The organism is uncultured Sphingomonas sp., from assembly GCF_964237335.1.
GTDB lineage: Bacteria > Pseudomonadota > Alphaproteobacteria > Sphingomonadales > Sphingomonadaceae > Sphingomonas.
On record NZ_CAXSHM010000036.1, the window covers coordinates 1 to 20875 of the forward strand.

The window sequence follows — 20875 nt, forward strand, 5'->3', positions numbered from 1 at the left end:
CCATGCCCTCGTCACGCCGCTACGACATCAGACGAAGCGTTGATGGGGGTGCCCATCTCATCTCCTGTTCGGCAGCCATGCTGGCCGCCTTCAGGCAGAAACTCCACTTAGCAGCCTGTTCAGATTTGCCGAGCCACCTCTGGGGAACCGATCCTGGTCCACCTCCGGCATCGCTGGCGTGTGGTGCGCCTCGGCCGCTGCGGCGAACAGGGCCGCGCCATAGGTGAACTTCTAAACCACCTCCAGGATTACCGCCTGCGTCTCGGGCGGGTACGGGCGATCGATGAGCATGCGCTCGTATGCCGGAAGCATCAGCCTGCGCGGAAAGAAGCGCAAGGCGAGGGGGGTTGCACTGGGATGACGCAGCGTGACCCGGCGCGTCGCCAGGCTGAGCTCGATCGTGCGAGTCTCCCAATCGTCCCACTAATGCTCCTGCTCACGCGGGCCACACCTTGCAGGCTCAGGGCGTCCAGGCCATCCTCGTCGATCAGCCGAAGCGCGGCCTCCGCGGCGACCTGGCGCGTGATGAGCAGCTGTGCCGGTCGTCCCGCGCGCGATCGTCGAGGCTTCTCGCTTTCGTCACTTACCACGAGCGCTTTGCGCGTCGCCATCTCCTGCCCCCTGCAGCTCCGCCGATCCAGGAGCAGTCAACAGACGCGGGCCATAACGGCGATTGGTCAGAAGCGTAAGAAACGCTCGCTAAACCTAACGATATTAGGTACTCTGTTTGCAGGAGAGAAGGAGACGAGGGTGCTGTCAAAGGCCGCACAGAGCCGCGCGCTTCCGCCCGAGCCGGGGCACGATGGCGACCACGTCTCGTATTGTCGCATTTGCGAAGCCATCTGCGGACTGATCGTGACGGTGAAGGACGGCCGGGCCGTCAAGGTCGCGCCCGATCGGGACAATCCCCATTCGCGCGGGCATTGCTGCGTGAAGGGGCCGGCGATCGCCGACGTGACCAACGATCCCGAGCGCGTGACCCATCCGCTCAAGCGGGTCGGCGGACCTGGCGAATTCATGCGTGTCGGCTGGGACGAGGCGCTGGACGACATCGCCGCGCGGCTGAAGACCGTTCTGAGCGAGCATGGGCCGAACGCGGCGGCGATCGTCTTCGGCAACCCCGGTTCGTTCGGCATGGGCGGCGTGATGGGACCCGTGCTGTTCAAGCATGCGACGGGGATCACCAAGACCTATTCGCCGACCAGCGAGGACATCGGTTCGGTCGTCCTTGCGCATACGCTGTTGTTTGACGGCGGATCGTACGTTTTTCCCGACCTGGTCGACGCCGATCTGCTGCTGATCTTCGGCTCCAACCCGCTGGTGAGCCACGGCTCGCTCATCATCGCGCCCCGCATGCGCGAGGACCTGGACGCGATCGCCGCGCGCGGGCGTGTCGTGGTGCTCGACCCCCGGCGCACGCAGACGGCAGCCCGGTATGAACATCAGCCGATCAGGCCCGACAGCGACGTCTTTCTGCTCGCGGCGATGATAAACGTGATCGCGCAGGCCGGGCTTGCGAATACGACGTTCCTCGACCGATGGACCGTCGGAGCAGACGCGCTGGTCGCCGGGCTGAGGGCAATCACGCCGGAGGTTGCGGCGGAGCACACCGGCATCGCGCCCGGCGCCATCCGCCGGCTCGCACTCGATTACGCGACGACGCCGCGGACCGCGGTCATGGGCCGAACCGGCATCTGCCGCGGCAGTTTCCCGACGCTCGCCAATTTCCTGCTGATCGCGCTCACGATCGTGGCGGGCAAGTTCCACCAGCCGGGTTGCTCTGGATTCGGGCATGGCGGCGCCGATTCGGGCGCCATGCTGGCAGCGGCCGGCATGGCGGGCTACGCGCCGGGTGCTTCGAGGATCGGCGGGATGCCCGCGGTGCTCGGGTCCTTGCCTAGCGTGACGCTCCATGACGACATCGTCGCGCCCGGGCCCGATCGCATCCGGGCGCTGATCGTCCAGGGTGCGAACCCCGTCCAGTCTATGCCCGGGAACGCGCGGTTGCCGGACGCGTTCGCCGCGCTCGACCTGATGGTCGCCATCGACATTTACAGGTCCGACACCGCGCGCCATGCCGACTATATCCTCCCCTGCACGACCTTCATCGAGCGCGAGGACGTGCCGCTGCTGTTCCTCGGCCACATGGTCCGGCCCTATGCCCAATATGTCGATGCGTCGGTCTTGCCGCGAGGCGAGGCGGTCAACGAGTTCGATATCTGGCGGGGGATCGCGCGGCGGCTGGGCGACGACAGCGCCTTCGCGATGCGCCCGATGGAGGCGGCGGATGCGACTCTGCGCGCGGGGCCGGAGGGCGATGCCGGCATGGGCCTGTCGCTTGATCTGCTGCGTCGCCACCCGCATGGGATCGAGGTTCCCGCCGGCCGCTGGGGGTTCAGGTTGGAGGACAAGCTGAGGCATCCCGACGGGCGTATCCACCTGTGGCACGACATGATCGGCGCGGAGATCGTGCGACTCGGGACGGCCGCCCCGCCCCGGCCGGGCGAGCTCAAGATGATCTCCTCGCGCAAGCTGCGGTCGATCAATAGCTGGATGCACAATGTCGATCGGCTGGTGCGGAGCGATGTGCCCGAACTGCTGATCCACCCCGGCGACGCGATGGGGCGCGGCGTTGCGACCGGCGATCGCGCGCGCGTCTCGACGCGGTGGGGAGCGATCGACGTGCTCGTGCGGGTCACGGAAGAAATGACGCCCGGTTGCGTCACTTATCCGCATGGATGGGGTAATCGTGGCGGTTGGAGCCGGGCGGAGGCGGCGGGCGGCGCCAGCCTGAACGCCATCACGCCGGCGAGCGTGGACGCGGTGGAGCAGATTTCGGGTATGAGTTTCCTCGATGGCTTTCCGGTGCAGATCGAACGGATCGCGGCATGAGCGGCCAGACAGCCACCTTGCGGCGCTTTCGCGCGCCCGACGGTGTGGAGATCGTGGCCGACGAGGCAGGCCCGGCGGATGCGCCCGCCGTCGTGCTGCTCCACGGTGGGGGGCAGACGCGGCATAGCTGGGCAGGGGCGATGCGGGCGCTCGTCAAGGGCAGTTACCGTGTCATCAACTTTGATGCGCGTGGCCATGGGGATAGTGGTTGGTCGCCCGAAGGAGCCTATCTTCTGGGCGACCGCGTCGCGGATCTGCGGGCGGTGGTGGCGGGGCTCGACGCTCCCTTCGCGCTCGTGGGCGCATCGCTTGGCGGCGCGACGGCGATCCATGCGGTGGCGGAAGGAGTGTCGCCGGTGGCGGTCGTGCTGGTCGACATCGTGCCCGAACCGGAGCCCGAGGGCATCAGCCGCATCGTCGAGTTCATGCGCGCCAATCCCGACGGCTTCGCTACGCTGGACGAGGCGACGGATGCGGTAGCGGCTTATAATCCGGCGCGGCCGCGGCCGCGCGATCCCACGGGTTTGATGCGCAACCTGCGACGGCGCGAGAACGGCAGGCTCTACTGGCATTGGGATCCGCGAATCACGGCCGAGGAGCCGGCGCGCCACCACGCGGTCGTCCAGCGTTCGGCCGCCGTGATGGCGAAACATCCCGACCTGCCGGTGTTGCTCGTCCGCGGTCTGGGCAGCGACGTGGTGAGCGATAACGGCGTCGCGGCCTTCCGCCGGCTGCTGCCCGAACTGGAGGTCGTCGACGTGGCCGGCGCCGGGCACATGGTGGCGGGCGACCGCAACGACGCGTTCAACGCCGGGGTGATCGCGTTCCTGCAACGGCACATGCCCGTGTCGAGGCCGGCATGAGCGGCATGCTGACCGGGCGGGTCGCGATCGTGACCGGCGCCAGCGCGGGGCTGGGCCGCCGGTTCGCCGTCACGCTGGCCGCGGCGGGCGCGGCCGTCGTGCTGGTAGCACGGCGCGAGGACGAGCTCGTGGCGCTGGCGGCCGAGATCGAGACGGCGGGCGGGCGAGCGCTCGCCTGTCCGATCGACCTGACGGACGCGTCCGCGGTGGAGCCGCTGTTCGACGCGGCCGAGCGCTGGGCCGGGACGGTCGACATCTTGGTCAACAACGCCGCGATCGCCGATGCCGACTACGCGACCAGGCTGTCGCTGGAGACGATCGACCGGGTGATCGCGCTCGATTTCCGCGCCCCATTCCTTCTCGGTGTTGAAGCGGCGCGGCGGCTGATCGCGGCCGGCGCGCCGGGTCGGATCGTCAACCTTTCCTCGGTGGGCGCATTTCATTACGCCCCGACGAGCGCCGCCGCGCTGTATTGCGCGGTGAAGGCGGGCATCCTCCGGATGACGGAGACGCTGGCGATCGAGTGGGCGCGCTACGGAATCAACGTCAATGCGATCGCGCCGGGCATGTTCATGAGCGAGATGACCGCGGGTTTCATCGACCGCGTTGGCGACAAGGTCCGCGAACGCTTCCCGCGCGGGCGGTTCGGGCAACCGGCGGACCTCGACAGCACGCTGCTGTATCTGGTCGATCCGCGATCGCACTTCGTCACGGGGACCTGCATTACCGTCGACGACGCCCAGACCAGCCGTTGAGGACAGCGATGATTGAACAGGATGTCGTGATCGTCGGCGCAGGGCACGGCGGCGCCCAGGTAGCGGTGGCGTTGCGCCAGGCTGGATTTGGCGGATCGGTGATGCTGGTCGGCGACGAGCCGGACCTGCCCTATGAGCGGCCAGCGCTGTCAAAGGAGTACCTCGCCGGCGACAAAGGTTTCGAGCGCTTGCTGATCCGCCCGCAGCGGTTCTGGGAGGAGCGCGACATCACGATGCGACTGGGTGAGCGCGTGGTCGCCGTCGAACCCGACGCACATCGGGTGGTGACCGATACCGGCGCCGCGATCGGATATCGGCATCTCGTGTGGGCAACGGGTGGAACGCCGCGGCGGCTGAGCTGCGAGGGCAGTGATCTGACGGGCATCCACACCGTGCGCAGTCGCGCCGACGTCGACCGCATGATGGCCGAGCTCTCGCGTGTCGATCAGGCGGTGGTGATCGGGGGCGGGTACATTGGCCTCGAAGCAGCGGCAGTGCTCGCCAAGCTTGGCAAGCGGGTGGTGCTGCTCGAGGCGCTCGACCGTGTGCTCGCGCGCGTGGCGGGCGAGGCGCTGTCGCGCTTCTACGAGGATGAGCACCGGGCCCACGGCGTCGACGTGCGCCTGGGGGTGGCCGTCGGCCATATAATCGGCAGCGATGGGCAGGTGACAGGCGTCCACCTCGTGGATGGCGAAGTGGTCGCGGCGCAGATGGTGATCGTCGGCATCGGCATCATACCGTCCGTCGCGGCGCTGACGGAGGCGGGCGCAGCCGGGAGCAATGGCGTGCTGGTCGACGCACAGGGTCGGACCAGCCTTTCCGATGTGTTCGCGGTGGGCGATTGCGCGCTACACGCAAATGCGTTCGCGGATGGCGCGGCCATACGGCTCGAATCGGTACAAAATGCCAACGATCAGGCGGTCGCGGTCGCCAGAACGATTGTCGGCCAGCCGGCCGAGTACAAAGCGGTGCCATGGTTCTGGTCGAACCAGTATGATCTCAAGCTGCAGACGGTTGGCCTGTCCGGCGGCCACGATACGGCAATCGTCCGCGGCACACCGGCGAACCGGAGCTTCTCCGTCATCTATCTGAAGAACGGCCGGGTGGTGGCGCTCGACTGCGTCAATGCGGTCAAGGACTATGTGCAGGGCCGCAAGCTGGTCGAGGCGGCTGCGATGATCGATCCCGTACGGCTGGCGGATTCCGGTACGCCGCTCAAGGAGATGGTCTAAACCTATTGCCATTAGGTTGCGTCACAGCTAGACTCATAGCCTAATAGGGAGAGGCGCGCGGTCATGAACTATGTCGCTGAAATCAAGAAGCCGGTTGAGCGCAGGATCACGCGCCTTGCCGACCTGACCGACAGTCAACAGGCCGCGATCCGCCGCATCCCAGCGGAGAAGGATGCGGTCAGCATTTCGCTCGCTGCGACCCGTCCGAACGCGATCTTTACCGGTCGCGAGCGGTTCGACGCCGAACAGGCGGCCATCTTCACCCGGCATGCCGTTCCGGTGACGCTGTCGGCGCTCCTGCCCGAGCCGGGATCGGTCGTGGCGATCGAGGCGTATGGAAAGCCGCTGCTGGTGTCGCGCACGCGGCAGGACGAGATCAAGGTTTTCATCAACGCCTGCCAGCACAAGGGTGCCAAGCTGGTCGAGGATTGCGAGGTCCACCAGCAGGGACGCGTCACCTGTCCGTACCACGCCTGGACGTATGGCATCGACGGCAAGTTGATCGGGGTCGCCCGGGCCGACATGTTCGAGGGGCTCGACAAGACCAGTCGCAACTTGAAGGAGCTGCCGTCGCGGGTGTGGGGCGGCGTCGTGTACGCCCAGATGGACGGGGAAGCGCTCAACACGAGCCAGTTGTCGGAGCAGGTCGCGGACGACTTCGCTGCCCTCGGCATTACCGACGCTCATGTTTACGGCCGCAAGGTTTTCGATCTGAAGGCGAACTGGAAGGTCGTGCTCGAGCCCTTCCTCGAGGGGTATCATGTCCAACGACTTCACGCGGCATCGATCGGCGCCCTGTTCGTCGACGCGCCAAGCATGGTCGACACTTTCGGCGCAAACATCCGGCAGGTGTCCGGAAGGATCGGCTATGAGCCGGCAATGCTCGATGCCGATCCCGATACCAATGTCCACAAGCTGGTCACCCATGCCTACACGGCGTTCCCCAACGTCGTCGTCGTTACCAGCCAATATTATACCAGTGTGATGATCCTGATGCCGCGGGACATTGACCGGACGAGCGTGCACTATTTCATGCTGACGCCCGGACCGGCCACAACGCCGAAGGCAGCAGAAGTATTCGAGCGTTCCTTTGACCTCATCCTCAAGATCTTCGCCGGCGAGGACTTCCGCGCGGCTCAAATCAGTCAGGCGGGATTGGCTGCTGGTGTGCCGACCGAGACGATCTACTGCGGACTTGAGGAGAACGTGATCCGCTATTACGACGCCCTTGAAGCACTTCTATAAGCCCTGCCGGCGAAAGTTGCCGGTCCTGGCAAGCGGAGAAACGGATTGTCTGATCTAGTTATTACGACACGCGACGGCAGCGAGCATCGCGTGCCCGCCGTTGTTGGGCTGAGCGTGATGGAGGTGATCCGCGACGCCGGTTTCGACGAACTTCTGGCGCTTTGCGGCGGTAGCTGTTCCTGCGCGACGTGCCACGTGTATGTCGACGCTGAGCATGCCGACCGACTGCTGCCGCCGAGTGCGGACGAAGAGGACCTGCTCGACAGCTCCGCGTTTCGCACAGATCGTTCTCGACTGTCGTGCCAGATCCGTTTCGGCGAGGAACTGGACGGTTTGCGCGTGACGATCGCGCCAGAGGATTGATGTCGTGGGGCCGCTCGCCGGGCTTACCGTCATCGAGCTTGCCGGGATCGGCCCCGGTCCGTTCGCGGGTATGATGATCGCCGACCACGGCGCGGACGTTATCCGCGTGGATCGTCCGGGCACCCGGCACGATCCGACCGATCCATTGCTGCGGTCGCGGCGATCGGTCGTCCTCGACCTCAAGTCACAGGCCGATCGGGAACGGCTGCGCGCGCTGGCGCGTGACGCAGACGGGTTGATCGAGGGATACAGGCCGGGAGTCATGGAACGCCTCGGGCTTGGCCCCGACGTTCTGCTTGCAGACAACCCGCGGCTGGTCTTCGGTCGGGTGACGGGCTGGGGCCAGGAAGGGCCGCTGGCACCAGCCGCCGGGCACGACATCAACTACATCGCACTCGCCGGCACGCTGGCGGCGCTGGGTCGGGCAGGGGAGAAGCCGACGCCGGCGATAAACCTGGTCGGCGACTTCGGCGGCGGCGGCATGCTGATGGCGTTCGGAATGGTGTCCGCGATGCTGGCGGTAAAGGCCGGCAAGCCCGGGCAGGTGGTGGACTGTGCCATGGTGGACGGCGCGGCGCTGCTGATGTCGATGATGTGGGGCTTTCGCTCAGCCGGCCGCTGGTCGGACGAGCGCGGCACCAACCTGCTGGATACAGGTGCACCTTTCTACGACACCTACGAGACGGCAGATGGCAAACACGTTGCGATCGGTGCGATCGAGCCGCAATTTTACGCCGAGTTGCGCGCAGGACTCGACTGCTCGGATGTCTCGGAACTCGACGCGCAGATGGACCAGGCTGCCTGGCCCCGGCAGAAAGATCTGATGGCACAGATGATCCGCCAGCGCACCCAAGCGGAATGGTGCGAGCGGTTCGCGACACGCGACGCCTGCTTTGCTCCCGTGCTCGGCTTCGACGAGGCTGTAGCGCACCCGCACAATCGTGAGCGCGGTACTTTTCTAGAAGTGGGTGGCGTAGTACAACCGGCACCGGCCCCACGTTATTCCGCAACGCCGTGCGCCACGCCGCGCGCACCCGCAGAACCCGGGGCCGATCAGGCGTTGGTCGGTGACAGCTTGGCCAGCGCGGCGTGACGACCTCGCGCGCGCGACGCCTAGTCGCCACCGGCGTCCTAGGGCCAGTGGAGGAGCGTCCGGCAGCGACTCCCGGGCGGGGAGAAGTTCTGCTGCGCGTGCATGCGACGAGTGTGAATTACCACGATTATGTCGGAATCAACGGGGGCATACCCAATCTTCCAGTGCCGCGCGTTCCGTTCTCCGACGCCGTCGCTACCATCGAGGCTGCTGGCGAAGACGTAACAGTCGCCTTGGGCGCGCGGGTTATCCCGAGCTTCTTCCCGCACTGGCAGTCGGGGCCGCCAACGAAGGCGGGGCAGGCGATGATCCTGGGCGATCGGATGGACGGCACGCTGCAGAGCCGGGTGGTGGTCCCCGCCCTTTCGCTTGTCCCTGCGCCCGCCAACCTTTCGAACGAAGAGGCGGCGACACTGGGCTGCGCAGGGCTTACCGCCTGGCGCAGTGTCGTGGTGGAGGCTGGCGTCCGCCCCGGCCAGACGGTCGTAATGCAAGGTACGGGCGGCGTGTCGCTGTTCGCGCTGGGCTTTGCCAAGATGCTTGGGGCTCGGGTCATTATTACGTCGTCATCGGATGAAAAGCTCGAGCGTGCCCGGGCGCTCGGTGCCGATGTGCTGATCAACTACCGCCGCGATCCGGAATGGGCCGCGGCGGTGCTCGCAACGACCGATGGGCTCGGTGCCGACCTCGTCGTCGAAGTCGGCGGTGGCGCGACACTGGCGCAGGCCGTTCGCTCCACGAAGGTTGGTGGTCATGTATCGGTTATCGGCGTGCTCACCGGCCTTCGGTCACCGGATTTCCCGCTCAACATCGTCATGTCCCGCAACATCACCATGCGTGGAATCACGGTCGGCAACACGAGCGACCTCGCGGCGATGTGCCAGGCGATCGAGCTGCATGGCTATCGTCCAGTCGTGGATCGTGCGTTCGATTTGGAAGATGCGCATGAGGCTGTTGCGACGCTCAGCGCTCAAGGTCACTTCGGCAAGCTCGCCATACGCGTCGACCCCTGATGAGCTACATCACCCAGTCGCTTCATCGCCTGATCCAGCGCGCGCCTGACGCGCTCGGGTCGATCGACGGGGACCGGCGGCGCAGTTGGCGTATGGTTATGGATGATGTGCGCCGCTTCGCCGGTGCGTTGCGCGCGTCCGGCGTGGGGGAGGGGGGCCGTGTCGCCCTGCTCGCGCGCAACGGCGGCCAATACCTCGACTTCCTGCTCGGCAGTTTCTGGGCGGGGGCCGTCGTCAATCCGGTGAACACGCGCTGGACCGCATCCGAGATCGCGGCGAGCCTCGAGGACTGTGGCACGCGGGTGCTGATCGTCGACGACAGCTTCGCGCCGATGATCGATGCGATCCGCCGGGATGCGCCAACGCTCGAACACGTGGTGCAGATCGGCATCGCCGAGCGCCCTGACGGCGTCCAGAAATATGACGACTGGATCGCGGCGGGCCTGCCGATCGACGACTGCCGGCGCGGCGGCGAGGCGCTGGCGGCGATCCTCTATACTGGTGGCACTACCGGCCGATCTAAGGGTGTGATGCTTAGCCATGCCAACATCCTGGCCTCGGCCACCGGTTACCTGTCTTTCCCGGGCGCACGCCCCGGGCGATCATATCTTCACGTCGCGCCGCTGTTCCACATCGGGGCGCAGTCGGCCGTCTACACATCTCTGCTCGCGGGCACGACCCACGTGTTCCTGCCGCAGTTCGATCCGGAGGCGGCGCTCGCGGTGATCGAACGCGAGCAGGTCACCGACGTCTTCCTGGTGCCGACGATGCTCGCGGCGATGCTGATCGATCCCGGTTTCGTGCCCGCCCGCGGCCAAAGCTTGCAACGGATCGTCTATGGCGCCTCGCCGATCGACGCGGCGCTGCTCGATCGTGCGATGGCTATGCTGCCCGGGGTGGACTTCGTCCAGGCGTACGGGATGACGGAGGTGTCGCCGATCGCGACGATGCTGGGTCCCGACGATCACGGACCTGCCGCGCGCGCGGCCGGGCGGCAGCGCTCGGCCGGCATCGCGACGATCGCGGCCGAGGTCCGCGTCGTCGACCCCGACGACCGCGAGGTGGCGGACGGAACGGTCGGGGAAATCGTCGTCCGGGGCGGCGGCGTCATGCTTGGCTATTGGGAATTGCCGGAGGCAACGGCCGAGGCGCTGCGCGGCGGCTGGATGCACACCGGCGACCTCGGCACGATGAGCGCTGGCGGGTATCTGACGGTGGTCGACCGGCTGAAGGACATGATCGTCACTGGGGGCGAGAACGTCTACTCGGCCGAAGTCGAGAACGCCTTGGCCGGCCATCCCGCGGTACACCAGGCAGCGGTGATCGGCGTGGCGGATGCGCGCTGGGGAGAGGCCGTGCATGCCGTCGTCGTGCTGCGGCCCGACATGCGCTGCGACGCGCGTGACCTGCGGGATCATTGCCGCACGCTGATCGCCGGGTACAAAGTGCCTAAGTCGATCGACATCGTCCGGTCGTTGCCGTTGTCGCCGGCCGGCAAAATATTGAAGACGGCATTACGCGACGCTGCGCGACGCGTGCCGGCGTGAACCAGGGAACAAGCATGAGCGAGGAACGCGAGCAACTGCGCGAGGCGCTGACCCGGCGGCTGGTGGGCGAAAGCGATGACGGCCGGACGTGGGCCGCATTGCGAGACATGGGTGTGCTCGGCCTGCGCATTCCCGAAACACTGGGTGGGCTTGGCCTGTCAGTTTCGGAGGTCGAGCCGGTTTTCGACGTGATCGGCGAGCATCGATTGCCGGTCGGCTATCTGGATACCGCAGTCATTGCCGCAGGGCTTCTTCAGGTTGACCGCTCGCCAGCGGCAGACGACCTGCTGCGCGCGATCGCGACCGATGGCGCGCGCGTGGCGGTGGCAGGGATCGATCGACGGTTGCGCGGCGCCGTCAGTGCGACCCCGACGGCGACCGGGTGGCGGCTGGACGGCGATGCCAAGCTGGTGATCGGCAGTGCAGAGGCCGCGTGGATCATCGTCGCGGCGCGCACCGAATGGTACGCCACCGCGTTGCTGCTGGTCGCCGCCGGAACCGCCGGGATGACGAGCCACGACTATGCGACGATCGATGGCCGATCGGCGTCCGACCTGCGCTTCATCGGTGCCGAGGCGACGTTGCTGACCCCCGACGCGCATGAGGCGCTGACCACCGCGAATGACGAGGCGATCGCCTGCCTGTCGGTCGAGGCGGCCGCGCTGATGCGTCGGTTGGTCGCCGACACGGTTTCCTATGCTAAGACCCGTGAGCAGTTCGGCCAGCCAATTGCCGGGTTCCAGGTCGTGCAACATCGGTTAGTGGACATGCATATCCAGGCTCGACGTGCCGGAGCGATCGCCCGTCGCGCAATGGCGGCAATCGATGGACGCTGGCTTGAGCGGGGTCGCCTGGCGAGCGCTGCAAAGGCGACGGCCGCGCAGGCGGGACGCTTCGTCGGGCAACAGGCGGTGCAGCTCCACGGCGGCATGGGCATGACGGAGGATTTGCCGATCGGCCGTTATTTCAAACGCCTGACTGCGATCGAGACCGAGCTTGGCGGCCTGGACGAGCATCGCCAGCGTTTCGCCAAGCTGACGATCGAGGAAGCCGCCTAGCCGTACTAGGTCACAGGCCGAGTTCCGCCTTGGCAAGAATGCCACGCTGGATCTCGTTCGTGCCAGCATAAATCGATCCCGCGCGCTCGTTGAGGTAGCGCAGCGGCGCGATCGCCTGCCATGGCTGGCCGCTGGAGCGGTCGGCGATCGCTCCGGGATAGCCGGACACAGGACCGCCCGGCTCCGTGACGCCCGGTTGCCACGCACGCGCAAGCGGCCCGGCTGCTTCCAACGCCAACTCGGTGAATCGCTGTTGCAGCTCGGTACCTAGTATCTTCATCATCGATGCGTCCGCCCCGATCTCCCGCCCCTCTGCAACCGCCGACAGCGCCTCGGTCTCCAAAGCGTCGAGAACCTCGACGTCGACGGCGAAGGCGGAGAGATGGGCGGCAAAGACCGGGTCTTCGTCCAGCGTGCCGTCCTCTGCCGGTATGCCCTTTGCCTGGCGACGCAACGCGGCCAGATTGGCCAGCAGTTCCGGCGCATAGGCGGTGCCGCCCCGCTCGAACTCGAGCAGGTACTTGGCGACGGTCCAACCGTCATCGATTTCGCCGAGCACGTTGGCGATGGGGACGCGGACCTGGTCGAAGAATACCTGGTTCTGTATCCACTCTCCCGACGACATGATGATCGGCCTGACCTCGATCCCCGGCGACGTCATGTCGATGAGCAGGAAAGTGATGCCCTGCTGCTTGCGGCCCGTGCGCGACGTGCGGACGAGGCAGAACATCCAGTTCGCGACGTTGGCGTGAGTCGTCCAGATCTTGCTGCCGCTGCATACCAGCTCGTCGCCGTCGCGCTCTGCTCGCATCGCCAGCGCGGCAAGATCCGAGCCGGCCTGCGGCTCGGAGTAGCCCTGGCACCAGAAATGCTCACCCGACAGGATCCGCGGCAGGAAAAACGCCTTCTGCTCGTCCGTCCCAAACCGCAGGATCGCAGGGCCGACCTGGTCGATGCCCATCGGCGACGTCGGCGGCGCGCCCGCGGTCACCCGCTCGCGCGCGTAGATCGCCCGTTGAACGACCGACCAGCCGGCACCGCCATATTCCTTGGGCCACGAAGGCGCAGCCCAGCCCTTCGTGTGCAGTACCTGCTGCCATGCCGCCTGAGCACCGGGCTCCGCATAGACGCTGGTGCGCAACTCTCCCGCGGCGCGCATCCGGGGGGTAAGCTCTGCAGCCAGGAAAGCACGGACTTCGTCCTTGAACGCTTGGTCCTCGGCGGACAGCGCCAGCGTCACGGTGCCGCCACCTCCGCTTCGGGGATCGAGCCTGCCGGTGCTTTGGGGATAAAGATAGCCTTTGATCGCGTGAACTCCAGCAGTCCGGGCACGCCGTTCTCCTGCCCGAAGCCCGATTGCTTGGCGCCGGCGAGCGGCGTGAACGGCGTCGACTGGAGGTTCTGGTTGATCCACACCGTCCCCGTGTCGAGCCGATGGGCGATCCGCGTCGCCTGCTCGACATCGTCCGACCATACCGCGCCGGCAAGGCCGTACTCGGTATCGTTCGCGCGCTCGATCACCTCGTCGATGTCGTGGAACTTGAGCAAGGGCAGGATCGGGCCGAACGCCTCCTCGACGACGACGCGGCTGTCATCAGGCGGATTGTCGACGAGCGTTAGGGGAACGAAATACCCTCGCTCGGGCACTGATCCGCCCTCCAGCAGCGTCAGGCCGTTCGCCCGCGCCTCGTCTAGCATGCCAAGGACTCGGCGATACTGCGCCTCGTTCTGGATCGGGCCATAACGGTTTCCCTGCTCAGCACCATCGCCCACCGGCGTGTCCTTGACGAGCTGGTGCAGTCGATCGCGAAGCTGGTCGTATATGTCGGCGTGGATGAACAACCGCTTGGTCGCGACGCAGACCTGAGCCGTGTTGTGGAAGGCACCTTCGAACAGCTGCTCGGCGATAGCATCGACGTCGACGTCGGGCATGACGATGGCGGCGTCGTTGCCGCCGAGTTCCAGCGTGATCCGCTTGAGGTCCTTGGCCGCCGACTCCATGACGCGCCGCCCTGTCGCGGTCGATCCGGTGAACGTGATCTTGGCGAAGCCGCGATGACTCGTCATCAGCGGCCCCAGCGCGTCGCCGCCACACAGAACGTTGAACACGCCGGCAGGGAAACATCCGCCGATCAGCTCGGCGATCCGCAGCGTCGTCAGCGGCGTGAACGGTGACGGCTTGAGGACCAGCGTGTTGCCCGCCATGAGCGCCGGCCCGATCTTCCAGATCGCGAGCAGCACCGGGAAGTTCCAGGGCACGATCCCGCAGACAACGCCGAGCGGCACATGATGTACCTCGACGCGCCGCGTATCGCTGTCCTCGGTCACCTCGACAGGCAGATCGAGCATCGTCGTCGCCTTCAGCCACATGGCCGCGCCGCGCACTTCGGCTTTCGCGCCTGGCAGGGGCCGCCCCTGCTCCTGCGTGAAGAGCGACGCGAGCTCCCGCGCATTCGCGTCGATGATGTCGGCCGCCTTCACCAGCGCAGCCTTGCGGTCCGCCATCGGCGTGTCGCGCCAGGCGGGAAAGGCCCGCGTCGCTGCGGCGACCGCGCGGTCCAGATCGGCGGCGTCGGCAGCGGGAGCCTCGGCGAACACCTCGCCCGTGGCGGGATTGCGGACGGAGATGGTGTCGTTAGTCGACACCATCTCCCCGTCGATCAGCATCGTATACCGGTCGATCGCCAGCGTCGCCATCCTGCTCTCCATGCGTTGTCGCCTTGTCCGGCGGTGATGTTCTCCGTTTACAAACTAATAGCGTTAGGTAAAGCGACTTATCGAGACGTCACGGCTGTTGATGCGAGGGAGAGCGGCGATGTCGGACGAGGCAAGGCTGACCGGTGGTTGTAGCTGCGGGACGGTCCGCTACACGCTGTCTGCGCCACCGCTGGCCGTTGCCGCATGCCATTGCACGCAGTGCCGCAAACAGTCGGGAGCCGCCTTCTCGGTGAATCTGATCGTCCGCGCGAGCAGCTTAGCCGTTCAGGGCGAGATCGCCACTTGGCAGGACGAAGACACCGAAAGCGGCGCACCTCTCTTGCGCGACCATTGCGGCCGTTGTGGCTCGCCGATCCGGTCGGTACCTAGTGCATCGCCCAAGCTGGTCGCGCTGAAGGCAGGATCGCTGGACGACCCGGCACCGTTCGTGCCAGGCATGCACATCTGGACCCAGTCGAAACTGCCGTGGGTGACGATCCCGGACGGCGTGCCCAGCTTCGCCCGCGGCCCGCAGGCCTGAAGGCGGGCTGGTGGACGATCCCGTTGCCATCGACCGGCCCCTGGCCGGGCTGCGCATCGTCGATGCGGTGGCTGGCCCAATGGCGTCGCTGACCCGCTACCTCGCCGAACTGGGCGCCAAGGTTGATCGGATCGTTGCGCCGTCCGATGACGCCATCGTCGATGTGGCCGCAAACGCGGGCAAACGGATGGTCGTGGCCGCGGACAGGAAGGCGGCGCTCGACGCTGCCCATGCCATCGTTGCCGATCGCGATCACGGGATCGATCTTGCCGGCCTGCGCTCCACCCGACCCGATCTGGTGACGATGACCGTCAGCGACTTTGGGTCGGACACCAGTTTCGCCGACTGGCAGGCTACCGATCCCATATTGCATGCCCTGTCGGGTGAGTTGTCACGGTCCGGACTTCGTGGGCGTGCGCCGCTTCTGCCACCGGGCCGGCTCGCCTATCAATGCGCCGCCGTGCAGGGTGCCTTCGCGCTGACGACCGCGCTCTACCACGCGTTTCGCACCGGCGAAGGCGATCACGTCGACTTTTCGGCGCTCGACGGGGCGGTTCAGGCGCTTGATCCCGGCTTCGGCATCAGCGGCAGTGCGACGCTGGGCAAACCTGCTCACCTGCTGTCGCGCGATCGACCCGCTCGCGGGTTCCAATATCCGATCCTGGCGTGCGCGGACGGTCATGTGCGAATCTGCCTGCTAGCCCGGCGGCAATGGCAGGGCATGTTCCGGTGGATGGGAGAGCCCGCGGCATTTGCCAGCCCGGAGTTCGAGAAAACGGTTGTACGCTACAAGTCGCCAGACCTGCTGCCGGCCATTGCCGCCTTCTTCGCCCCGCGGACCCGTTCCGAGCTGGAAGAGGAGGGCCAGCGTCATGGCGTGCCAATCGCGGCGGTGCTGACCTTCAAGGAGGCGCTGGCCGCGGACCATCTGCGCCAGCGCGAGGCCTTCACGCGCGTGGATCTGGCGGATGGCAGCGACGCGACAGTTCCCAACGGCGTCGTGACGATCGATGGCGAGCGGATGGGCCCGGCGACCTCGTCCCCCGACGCTCGTTCATGGCCGACCCCGCTGCCAGGCGGAGCGTTGCCGTTCGCGGGGCTCCGCGTCCTCGATCTGGGCGTCATCGTGGTCGGGGCCGAGCAGGGGCGCCTGTTGGCTGACGGCGGCGCCGACGTCGTCAAGGTGGAGTCGCGCGCCTATCCCGATGGGAACCGTCAGTCCTATCTAACCTACGGCTTGTCGGTCAGCTTCGCCGCCGGGCACCGCAACAAGCGCAGCCTGGGCATTAATCTGCGTGATCCGGCCGGCCGGGCACTTTTCCTCGACCTGGTGCGCACAGCCGACGTGGTGCTCTCGAACTTCAAGCCCGGAACCATGGAGTCGTTGGGCTTGGGCGGAGACGTGATCGCCGCGACCAATCCAGCCATCGTGCAATCCGACAGTTCCGCCTTCGGCACCACGGGGCCGTGGAGTGGCAGAATGGGCTATGGCCCGCTCGTGCGCGCGGCGACTGGGCTGACGCTGGCCTGGCGGTATCCCGACGATCCGCAGGGTTTCTGCGACACGGTGACCATCTATCCCGACCATGTGGCGGGGCGAGTGGGTGCGATCGCGACCGTGGCGCTGTTGATCCGCCGCCTGCGCACCGGCCGCGGCGGCCGGGCGAGCATCGCCCAGGCCGAGGTGATGCTGGCACAGTTCGCCGAAGAGGTCTCGCGCGCCGCGCGAGGCGGGGCCGAGGAGGGGCCGCCGGACTGGCCGTGGGGCGTGTATCGCGCCGCTGGCGACGATGAATGGTGCGTCGTCACAGTTCGCGAAGACGCGGACTGGCAGCGACTCGCTGCCGTCATCGGGGTCGACGATCCGACGTTGGCGACGCGAGAGGGCCGTCGCGGCCACCGCTCAGAAATCGATGCTCATCTGTCATCGTGGATGGCGGAGCGCGATGCGGACGCGGTAATGACGCAACTGCAGGCTGCGCGGGTGCCGGCCGCGCGGATGTTGCGGGTCGCCGATCTTCCCGACTTTGCCTATTATCGGGAGCGCGACCTGTTTCGGGTCGAACACCACCCCTTTCTCCAGGAACGGGTTATCGCGGAACGCTGGTCAGCCAAGCGCGCCGGCGAACCGCAGGCGCCTCAGGCCCCAGCGCCGCTCATGGGCGAGCAGAGTGAGGCGATCATCGTCGACTGGCTGGGCGGCGAGGTGGATCCCGGCCCGCTGGCCGCCGCTGGCGTGATCGAGCCCACCGATGTCGCGACCTGGGCTGAAGCCCGCGCCGGAGCATCACAGCCACGACCCGCCAGAGTCGCTCACGCATGACCTTCATCAGCGAGAGAGCAGCATGACAGACGCTTACATTATCGACGCGGTCAGGACGCCCCGCGGAATTGGCAAGACCGGCAAGGGCGCGCTCGCGCATCTTCACCCGCAGCATCTCGCCGCGACCGTCCTGAAGGCGATCGCCGAGCGCAACCATCTCGATACCGCTGAGGTGGACGACATCATCTGGTCGACCTCCACCCAGCGCGGCAAGCAGGGGGGCGATCTCGGCCGGATGGCGGCGCTGGACGCCGGCTACGACGTCAAGGCATCCGGCTTGACCCTGGATCGCTTCTGCGGCGGCGGCATCACCACCGTCAGCCTCGCCGCGGCTCAGATCATGAGTGGCATGGAGGACCTCGTCATCGCCGGGGGCACCGAGATGATGAGCCTGACCGGCCAGATGGCCGCCGAAGATCAGGCGGAGGGCAAGGCCCCGATGCTGATGGGATCGCACAACGAACGGCTCGACGCCGCGCATCCTCAGTCGCATCAGGGCATCTGCGGCGACGCTATCGCCAGTATGGAGGGCATCACGCGCCAGGACCTCGACGCGTTCGGGCTGGAAAGCCAGCGCAAGGCCGCGGTCGCGATCGCCGAGGGACGTTTCGCCAAATCGCTCGTGCCGATGACCGACGACGACGGCAACGTGATCTTGGATCACGACGAATATCCCCGGCCGCAGACGACCGCAGAAGGTCTAGCAATCCTCAAGCCCGCATTCGCCGGGATGGCGGACTGGGCCTATGACGAGAAGGGCACGACCTTCCGCCAGCAGATCAATCGTCGCTATCCCGACCTGAAGATTGAGGCGATGCACCACGCCGGCAACTCGTCGGGCGTGGTCGACGGGGCGGCAGCGGTGCTGCTCGCCTCCAGGGACTATGCGGAGAAGCACGGCCTGAAGCCGCGTGCGCGCATCGTAGCGACTGCGAATGTCGGCGATGACCCCACGCTGATGCTCAATGCGCCGGTGCCTGCGGCCAGGAAGGTGCTCGCCAAGGCCGGTCTGACCAAGGACGACATCGATCTGTGGGAGATCAATGAGGCGTTCGCGGTCGTGGCCGAGAAGTTCATCCGCGACCTCGATCTCGACCGGAGCAAGGTGAACGTTAACGGAGGGTCGATCGCGCTCGGCCATCCGATCGGCGCGACGGGCGCGATCCTGATCGGTACCGTGCTGGACGAGCTGGAACGCACCGGCGGCCGATACGGCCTCGTCACCATGTGCGCCGCGGGCGGCATGGCGCCCGCCATCATCATCGAACGCGTCGACGCGTGATACGAAGAGGACTGGACCAATGAAAATCGAGAACGGCATCAGCGCCGTCGTCACCGGCGGCGCATCAGGCCTGGGCGAGGCGACCGCACGCGCCTTGGCAGCGAAGGGAGCGAAGGTCGCGATCTTCGACCTGCAGAAGGACAAGGGCGAGGCTGTCGCCAAGGATGTCGGCGGCGTTTTCTGTGCCGTCGACGTCACGTCGGACGAGAGCGTCGACGCCGGTTTCGTCGCGGCGCGTGAGGCGCATGGTCAGGAGCGCATCCTGGTGAACTGTGCCGGCGTCGGCAACGCGATCAAGACCGCCAGCCGCGGCAAGGAAGACGGCTCGATCAAGCACTTCCCGGTCGATGCGTTCAACTGGGTCATCCAGATCAACCTCGTGGGCAGCTTCCGCTGCATCGCCAAGTCGGCGGCGGGCATGCTGACGCTCGAGCCGCTCGATGGCGGGGAGCGCGGTGCGATCGTCAATACCGCCAGCGTCGCGGCCGAGGACGGGCAGATGGGACAGGCGGCCTATTCGGCGTCGAAGGCCGGAATCGTCGGCATGACGTTGCCGATCGCGCGCGACCTGATGAGCGAGGGGATCCGCGTCAACACCATTCTGCCCGGACTGTTCAACACGCCGCTGCTTCAAGGCGCGCCAGAGAACGTCAAGGCGGGCCTTGCGGCATCGGTTCCGTTCCCCAAGCGGCTGGGCGACCCCAGCGAGTATGCCCATCTCGCGCTGACGCTGCTCGAGAACGGGTATTTCAACGGCGAGGATATCCGCCTCGACGGTGCCATCCGAATGGCGCCGCGCTGATCATGGGTGCTGTTTTCTCCATGCCGTCCCGCTGGATGGACGACGAGCTCGTGATGTTCGATGACTCGGTCGCTCGTGCATTGGCAGACATCGCGCCGAGTGACCGGCAACAATCCTGGCGAGAGGCCGGTGTCGTCGATCGGGCAGCCTGGGAAGAAGCAGCAGCCGCGGGTTTGCTTGGCCTGTCGGTCTCGCCGGACTTCGGCGGGGCGGGCGGCGACTTCCGGCACGAGGCGGTGCTGATCCGCCACCTCGGCCTCGCGGGCGCCGAGGGGTGGGGCGTTCCCCTGCACAACGCGATCTGCGCGCCGTACATTGAGAAATACGGCACTGCCGACCAGCGCGATCGCTGGTTGCCCAAGATCGTGTCGGGCGAACTGATCACCGCGATCGCGATGACCGAGCCGGGCGCGGGCTCCGATCTTCAGGGGATCCGCTCGACTGCCCGGCCCAGCGGCAATGGTTATGCGGTCAACGGCCAGAAGACGTTCATCACCAATGGGCAGATCGCCGACCTGTTGATCGTCGTGGTCAAGACCGACCCGGCGGCGGGCAGCAAGGGCGTGTCGCTGATCGTGGTCGAGACCGCGCAGGCCGACGGTTTCCGCCGAGGGCGAAACCTCGACAAGATCGGGCTCGAAATGCGCGACACGTCCGAGCTGTTTTTCGACGACGTCCAGGTGCCCGCTGACCATCTGCTCGGCGGAGTCGAGGGGCAGGGCCTCTACCAGCTCTTGAAGGAGCTCCCGAAGGAGCGGCTCATCATCGCTATCGAGTCGCTGGCGATGATCGAGGCGGCACTCGACGAGACTCTGACGTACGTCCGTGAGCGACAGGCGTTCGGCAAGCGCCTGCTCGACTTCCAGAACACGCAATTCGTGCTGGCCGAGTGCAAGACGGAGGCGACGATCGCGCGCAGCTTCGTCGACGACTGCATGGAGCGGCTGCTCGCCGGTACGCTGGATGCGGCCACCGCCAGCATGGCGAAATATTGGGTGTCGGAGCGCGCGCAGAAGATCGTCGATGCCTGTCAGCAGCTGTTCGGCGGCTACGGCTACATGAACGAGTATCCGATTGCGCGGATGTACAAGGACGTGCGCGTCAAGCGGATCTACGGCGGCACGACCGAGGTGATGAAGCTGCTCATCGCACGCACGCTCGAGAGCTAG

General features: G+C 66.5%; 17 protein-coding genes. 15 read left to right on the plus strand and 2 right to left on the minus strand.

Annotation, left to right across the window (positions count from 1 at the left end; translation table 11 throughout):
* The first annotated feature begins 750 nt into the window (after nucleotides 1-750).
* The 10 genes from ACFE65_RS14510 (at nucleotide 751) to ACFE65_RS14555 (ending at nucleotide 12061) form a co-directional block, all read left to right on the plus strand.
* Nucleotides 751-2892, plus strand: coding sequence for a molybdopterin-dependent oxidoreductase (locus tag ACFE65_RS14510; protein WP_375383082.1), 2142 nt, complete (start codon nucleotides 751-753; stop codon nucleotides 2890-2892).
* Nucleotides 2889-3755, plus strand: a complete 867-nt coding sequence (locus tag ACFE65_RS14515) for an alpha/beta fold hydrolase (RefSeq protein ID WP_375383083.1) — start codon at nucleotides 2889-2891, stop codon at nucleotides 3753-3755. Before ACFE65_RS14510 ends, ACFE65_RS14515 begins: the two co-directional genes overlap by 4 nt.
* The gene (locus tag ACFE65_RS14520; protein WP_375383084.1) at nucleotides 3752-4510 is read left to right on the plus strand and encodes an SDR family NAD(P)-dependent oxidoreductase; all 759 of its coding nucleotides are present in this window, start codon (nucleotides 3752-3754) and stop codon (nucleotides 4508-4510) included. The genes ACFE65_RS14515 and ACFE65_RS14520 overlap by 4 nt, the downstream gene beginning before the upstream one ends.
* Before the next feature lie 8 nt (nucleotides 4511-4518).
* The gene (locus tag ACFE65_RS14525) at nucleotides 4519-5742 is read left to right on the plus strand and encodes an NAD(P)/FAD-dependent oxidoreductase (protein WP_375383085.1); all 1224 of its coding nucleotides are present in this window, start codon (nucleotides 4519-4521) and stop codon (nucleotides 5740-5742) included.
* 63 nt (nucleotides 5743-5805) lie between these two features.
* Nucleotides 5806-6987 carry an aromatic ring-hydroxylating dioxygenase subunit alpha gene (locus ACFE65_RS14530; protein ID WP_375383086.1) on the plus strand — a complete coding sequence of 394 codons (1182 nt, stop codon included), beginning with the start codon at nucleotides 5806-5808 and terminating at the stop codon, nucleotides 6985-6987.
* A gap of 45 nt (nucleotides 6988-7032) precedes the next feature.
* On the plus strand, nucleotides 7033-7350 hold the full coding sequence (locus ACFE65_RS14535) for a 2Fe-2S iron-sulfur cluster-binding protein (protein WP_375383087.1): 318 nt from the start codon (nucleotides 7033-7035) through the stop codon (nucleotides 7348-7350).
* Nucleotides 7346-8443, plus strand: a complete 1098-nt coding sequence (locus ACFE65_RS14540) for a CaiB/BaiF CoA transferase family protein (RefSeq protein WP_375383106.1) — start codon at nucleotides 7346-7348, stop codon at nucleotides 8441-8443. Before ACFE65_RS14535 ends, ACFE65_RS14540 begins: the two co-directional genes overlap by 5 nt.
* Nucleotides 8444-8490: 47 nt before the next feature.
* Nucleotides 8491-9456, plus strand: a complete 966-nt coding sequence (locus tag ACFE65_RS14545; RefSeq protein ID WP_375383107.1) for an NAD(P)-dependent alcohol dehydrogenase — start codon at nucleotides 8491-8493, stop codon at nucleotides 9454-9456.
* Nucleotides 9456-11003, plus strand: a complete 1548-nt coding sequence (locus ACFE65_RS14550; protein ID WP_375383088.1) for a long-chain-fatty-acid--CoA ligase — start codon at nucleotides 9456-9458, stop codon at nucleotides 11001-11003. The genes ACFE65_RS14545 and ACFE65_RS14550 overlap by 1 nt, the downstream gene beginning before the upstream one ends.
* Before the next feature lie 14 nt (nucleotides 11004-11017).
* Entirely contained in the window at nucleotides 11018-12061 is a 1044-nt protein-coding gene (locus ACFE65_RS14555) for an acyl-CoA dehydrogenase family protein (RefSeq protein ID WP_375383089.1), read from the plus strand.
* Between the two features lie 10 nt (nucleotides 12062-12071).
* On the opposite strand, the gene ACFE65_RS14560 is transcribed toward ACFE65_RS14555, so the two are convergent.
* Complete coding sequence (locus ACFE65_RS14560; RefSeq protein WP_375383090.1) at nucleotides 12072-13301, minus strand: acyl-CoA dehydrogenase family protein; 1230 nt, start codon at nucleotides 13299-13301, stop codon at nucleotides 12072-12074.
* Nucleotides 13298-14770 (minus strand): aldehyde dehydrogenase family protein, encoded by a 1473-nt coding sequence (locus tag ACFE65_RS14565; protein WP_375383091.1) that lies wholly within the window; start codon nucleotides 14768-14770, stop codon nucleotides 13298-13300. Before ACFE65_RS14565 ends, ACFE65_RS14560 begins: the two co-directional genes overlap by 4 nt.
* Nucleotides 14771-14876: 106 nt before the next feature.
* Between ACFE65_RS14565 and ACFE65_RS14570 the strand changes: the two genes are divergently transcribed.
* The 5 genes from ACFE65_RS14570 to ACFE65_RS14590 are packed head-to-tail and all read left to right on the plus strand — an operon-like array spanning nucleotide 14877 to nucleotide 20875.
* A complete protein-coding gene (locus ACFE65_RS14570; protein WP_375383092.1) occupies nucleotides 14877-15299 on the plus strand; it encodes a GFA family protein in 423 nt (140 codons plus the stop codon).
* 10 nt (nucleotides 15300-15309) lie between these two features.
* Nucleotides 15310-17622 carry a CoA transferase gene (locus ACFE65_RS14575; protein WP_375383093.1) on the plus strand — a complete coding sequence of 771 codons (2313 nt, stop codon included), beginning with the start codon at nucleotides 15310-15312 and terminating at the stop codon, nucleotides 17620-17622.
* Nucleotides 17623-17644: 22 nt separating this feature from the next.
* Entirely contained in the window at nucleotides 17645-18904 is a 1260-nt protein-coding gene (locus tag ACFE65_RS14580) for an acetyl-CoA C-acetyltransferase (RefSeq protein WP_375383094.1), read from the plus strand.
* A 19-nt stretch (nucleotides 18905-18923) separates the two neighbouring features.
* Nucleotides 18924-19706: an SDR family NAD(P)-dependent oxidoreductase gene (locus tag ACFE65_RS14585; RefSeq protein ID WP_375383095.1), complete on the plus strand. Its 783-nt coding sequence runs from the start codon at nucleotides 18924-18926 to the stop codon at nucleotides 19704-19706.
* Nucleotides 19707-19726: 20 nt separating this feature from the next.
* On the plus strand, nucleotides 19727-20875 hold the full coding sequence (locus tag ACFE65_RS14590; protein ID WP_375383096.1) for an acyl-CoA dehydrogenase family protein: 1149 nt from the start codon (nucleotides 19727-19729) through the stop codon (nucleotides 20873-20875).

Coding starts and splice junctions, on each gene's coding strand:
- ACFE65_RS14515 (WP_375383083.1), top strand. CDS start 2,889: ATGAGCGGCCAGACAGCCACCTTGCGGCGCTTTCGCGCGCCCGACGGT.
- ACFE65_RS14530 (WP_375383086.1), top strand. CDS start 5,806: ATGAACTATGTCGCTGAAATCAAGAAGCCGGTTGAGCGCAGGATCACG.
- ACFE65_RS14590 (WP_375383096.1), top strand. CDS start 19,727: ATGCCGTCCCGCTGGATGGACGACGAGCTCGTGATGTTCGATGACTCG.
- ACFE65_RS14550 (WP_375383088.1), top strand. CDS start 9,456: ATGAGCTACATCACCCAGTCGCTTCATCGCCTGATCCAGCGCGCGCCT.
- ACFE65_RS14585 (WP_375383095.1), top strand. CDS start 18,924: ATGAAAATCGAGAACGGCATCAGCGCCGTCGTCACCGGCGGCGCATCA.
- ACFE65_RS14565 (WP_375383091.1), bottom strand. CDS start 14,770: ATGGAGAGCAGGATGGCGACGCTGGCGATCGACCGGTATACGATGCTG.
- ACFE65_RS14570 (WP_375383092.1), top strand. CDS start 14,877: ATGTCGGACGAGGCAAGGCTGACCGGTGGTTGTAGCTGCGGGACGGTC.
- ACFE65_RS14525 (WP_375383085.1), top strand. CDS start 4,519: ATGATTGAACAGGATGTCGTGATCGTCGGCGCAGGGCACGGCGGCGCC.
- ACFE65_RS14520 (WP_375383084.1), top strand. CDS start 3,752: ATGAGCGGCATGCTGACCGGGCGGGTCGCGATCGTGACCGGCGCCAGC.
- ACFE65_RS14555 (WP_375383089.1), top strand. CDS start 11,018: ATGAGCGAGGAACGCGAGCAACTGCGCGAGGCGCTGACCCGGCGGCTG.
- ACFE65_RS14580 (WP_375383094.1), top strand. CDS start 17,645: ATGACAGACGCTTACATTATCGACGCGGTCAGGACGCCCCGCGGAATT.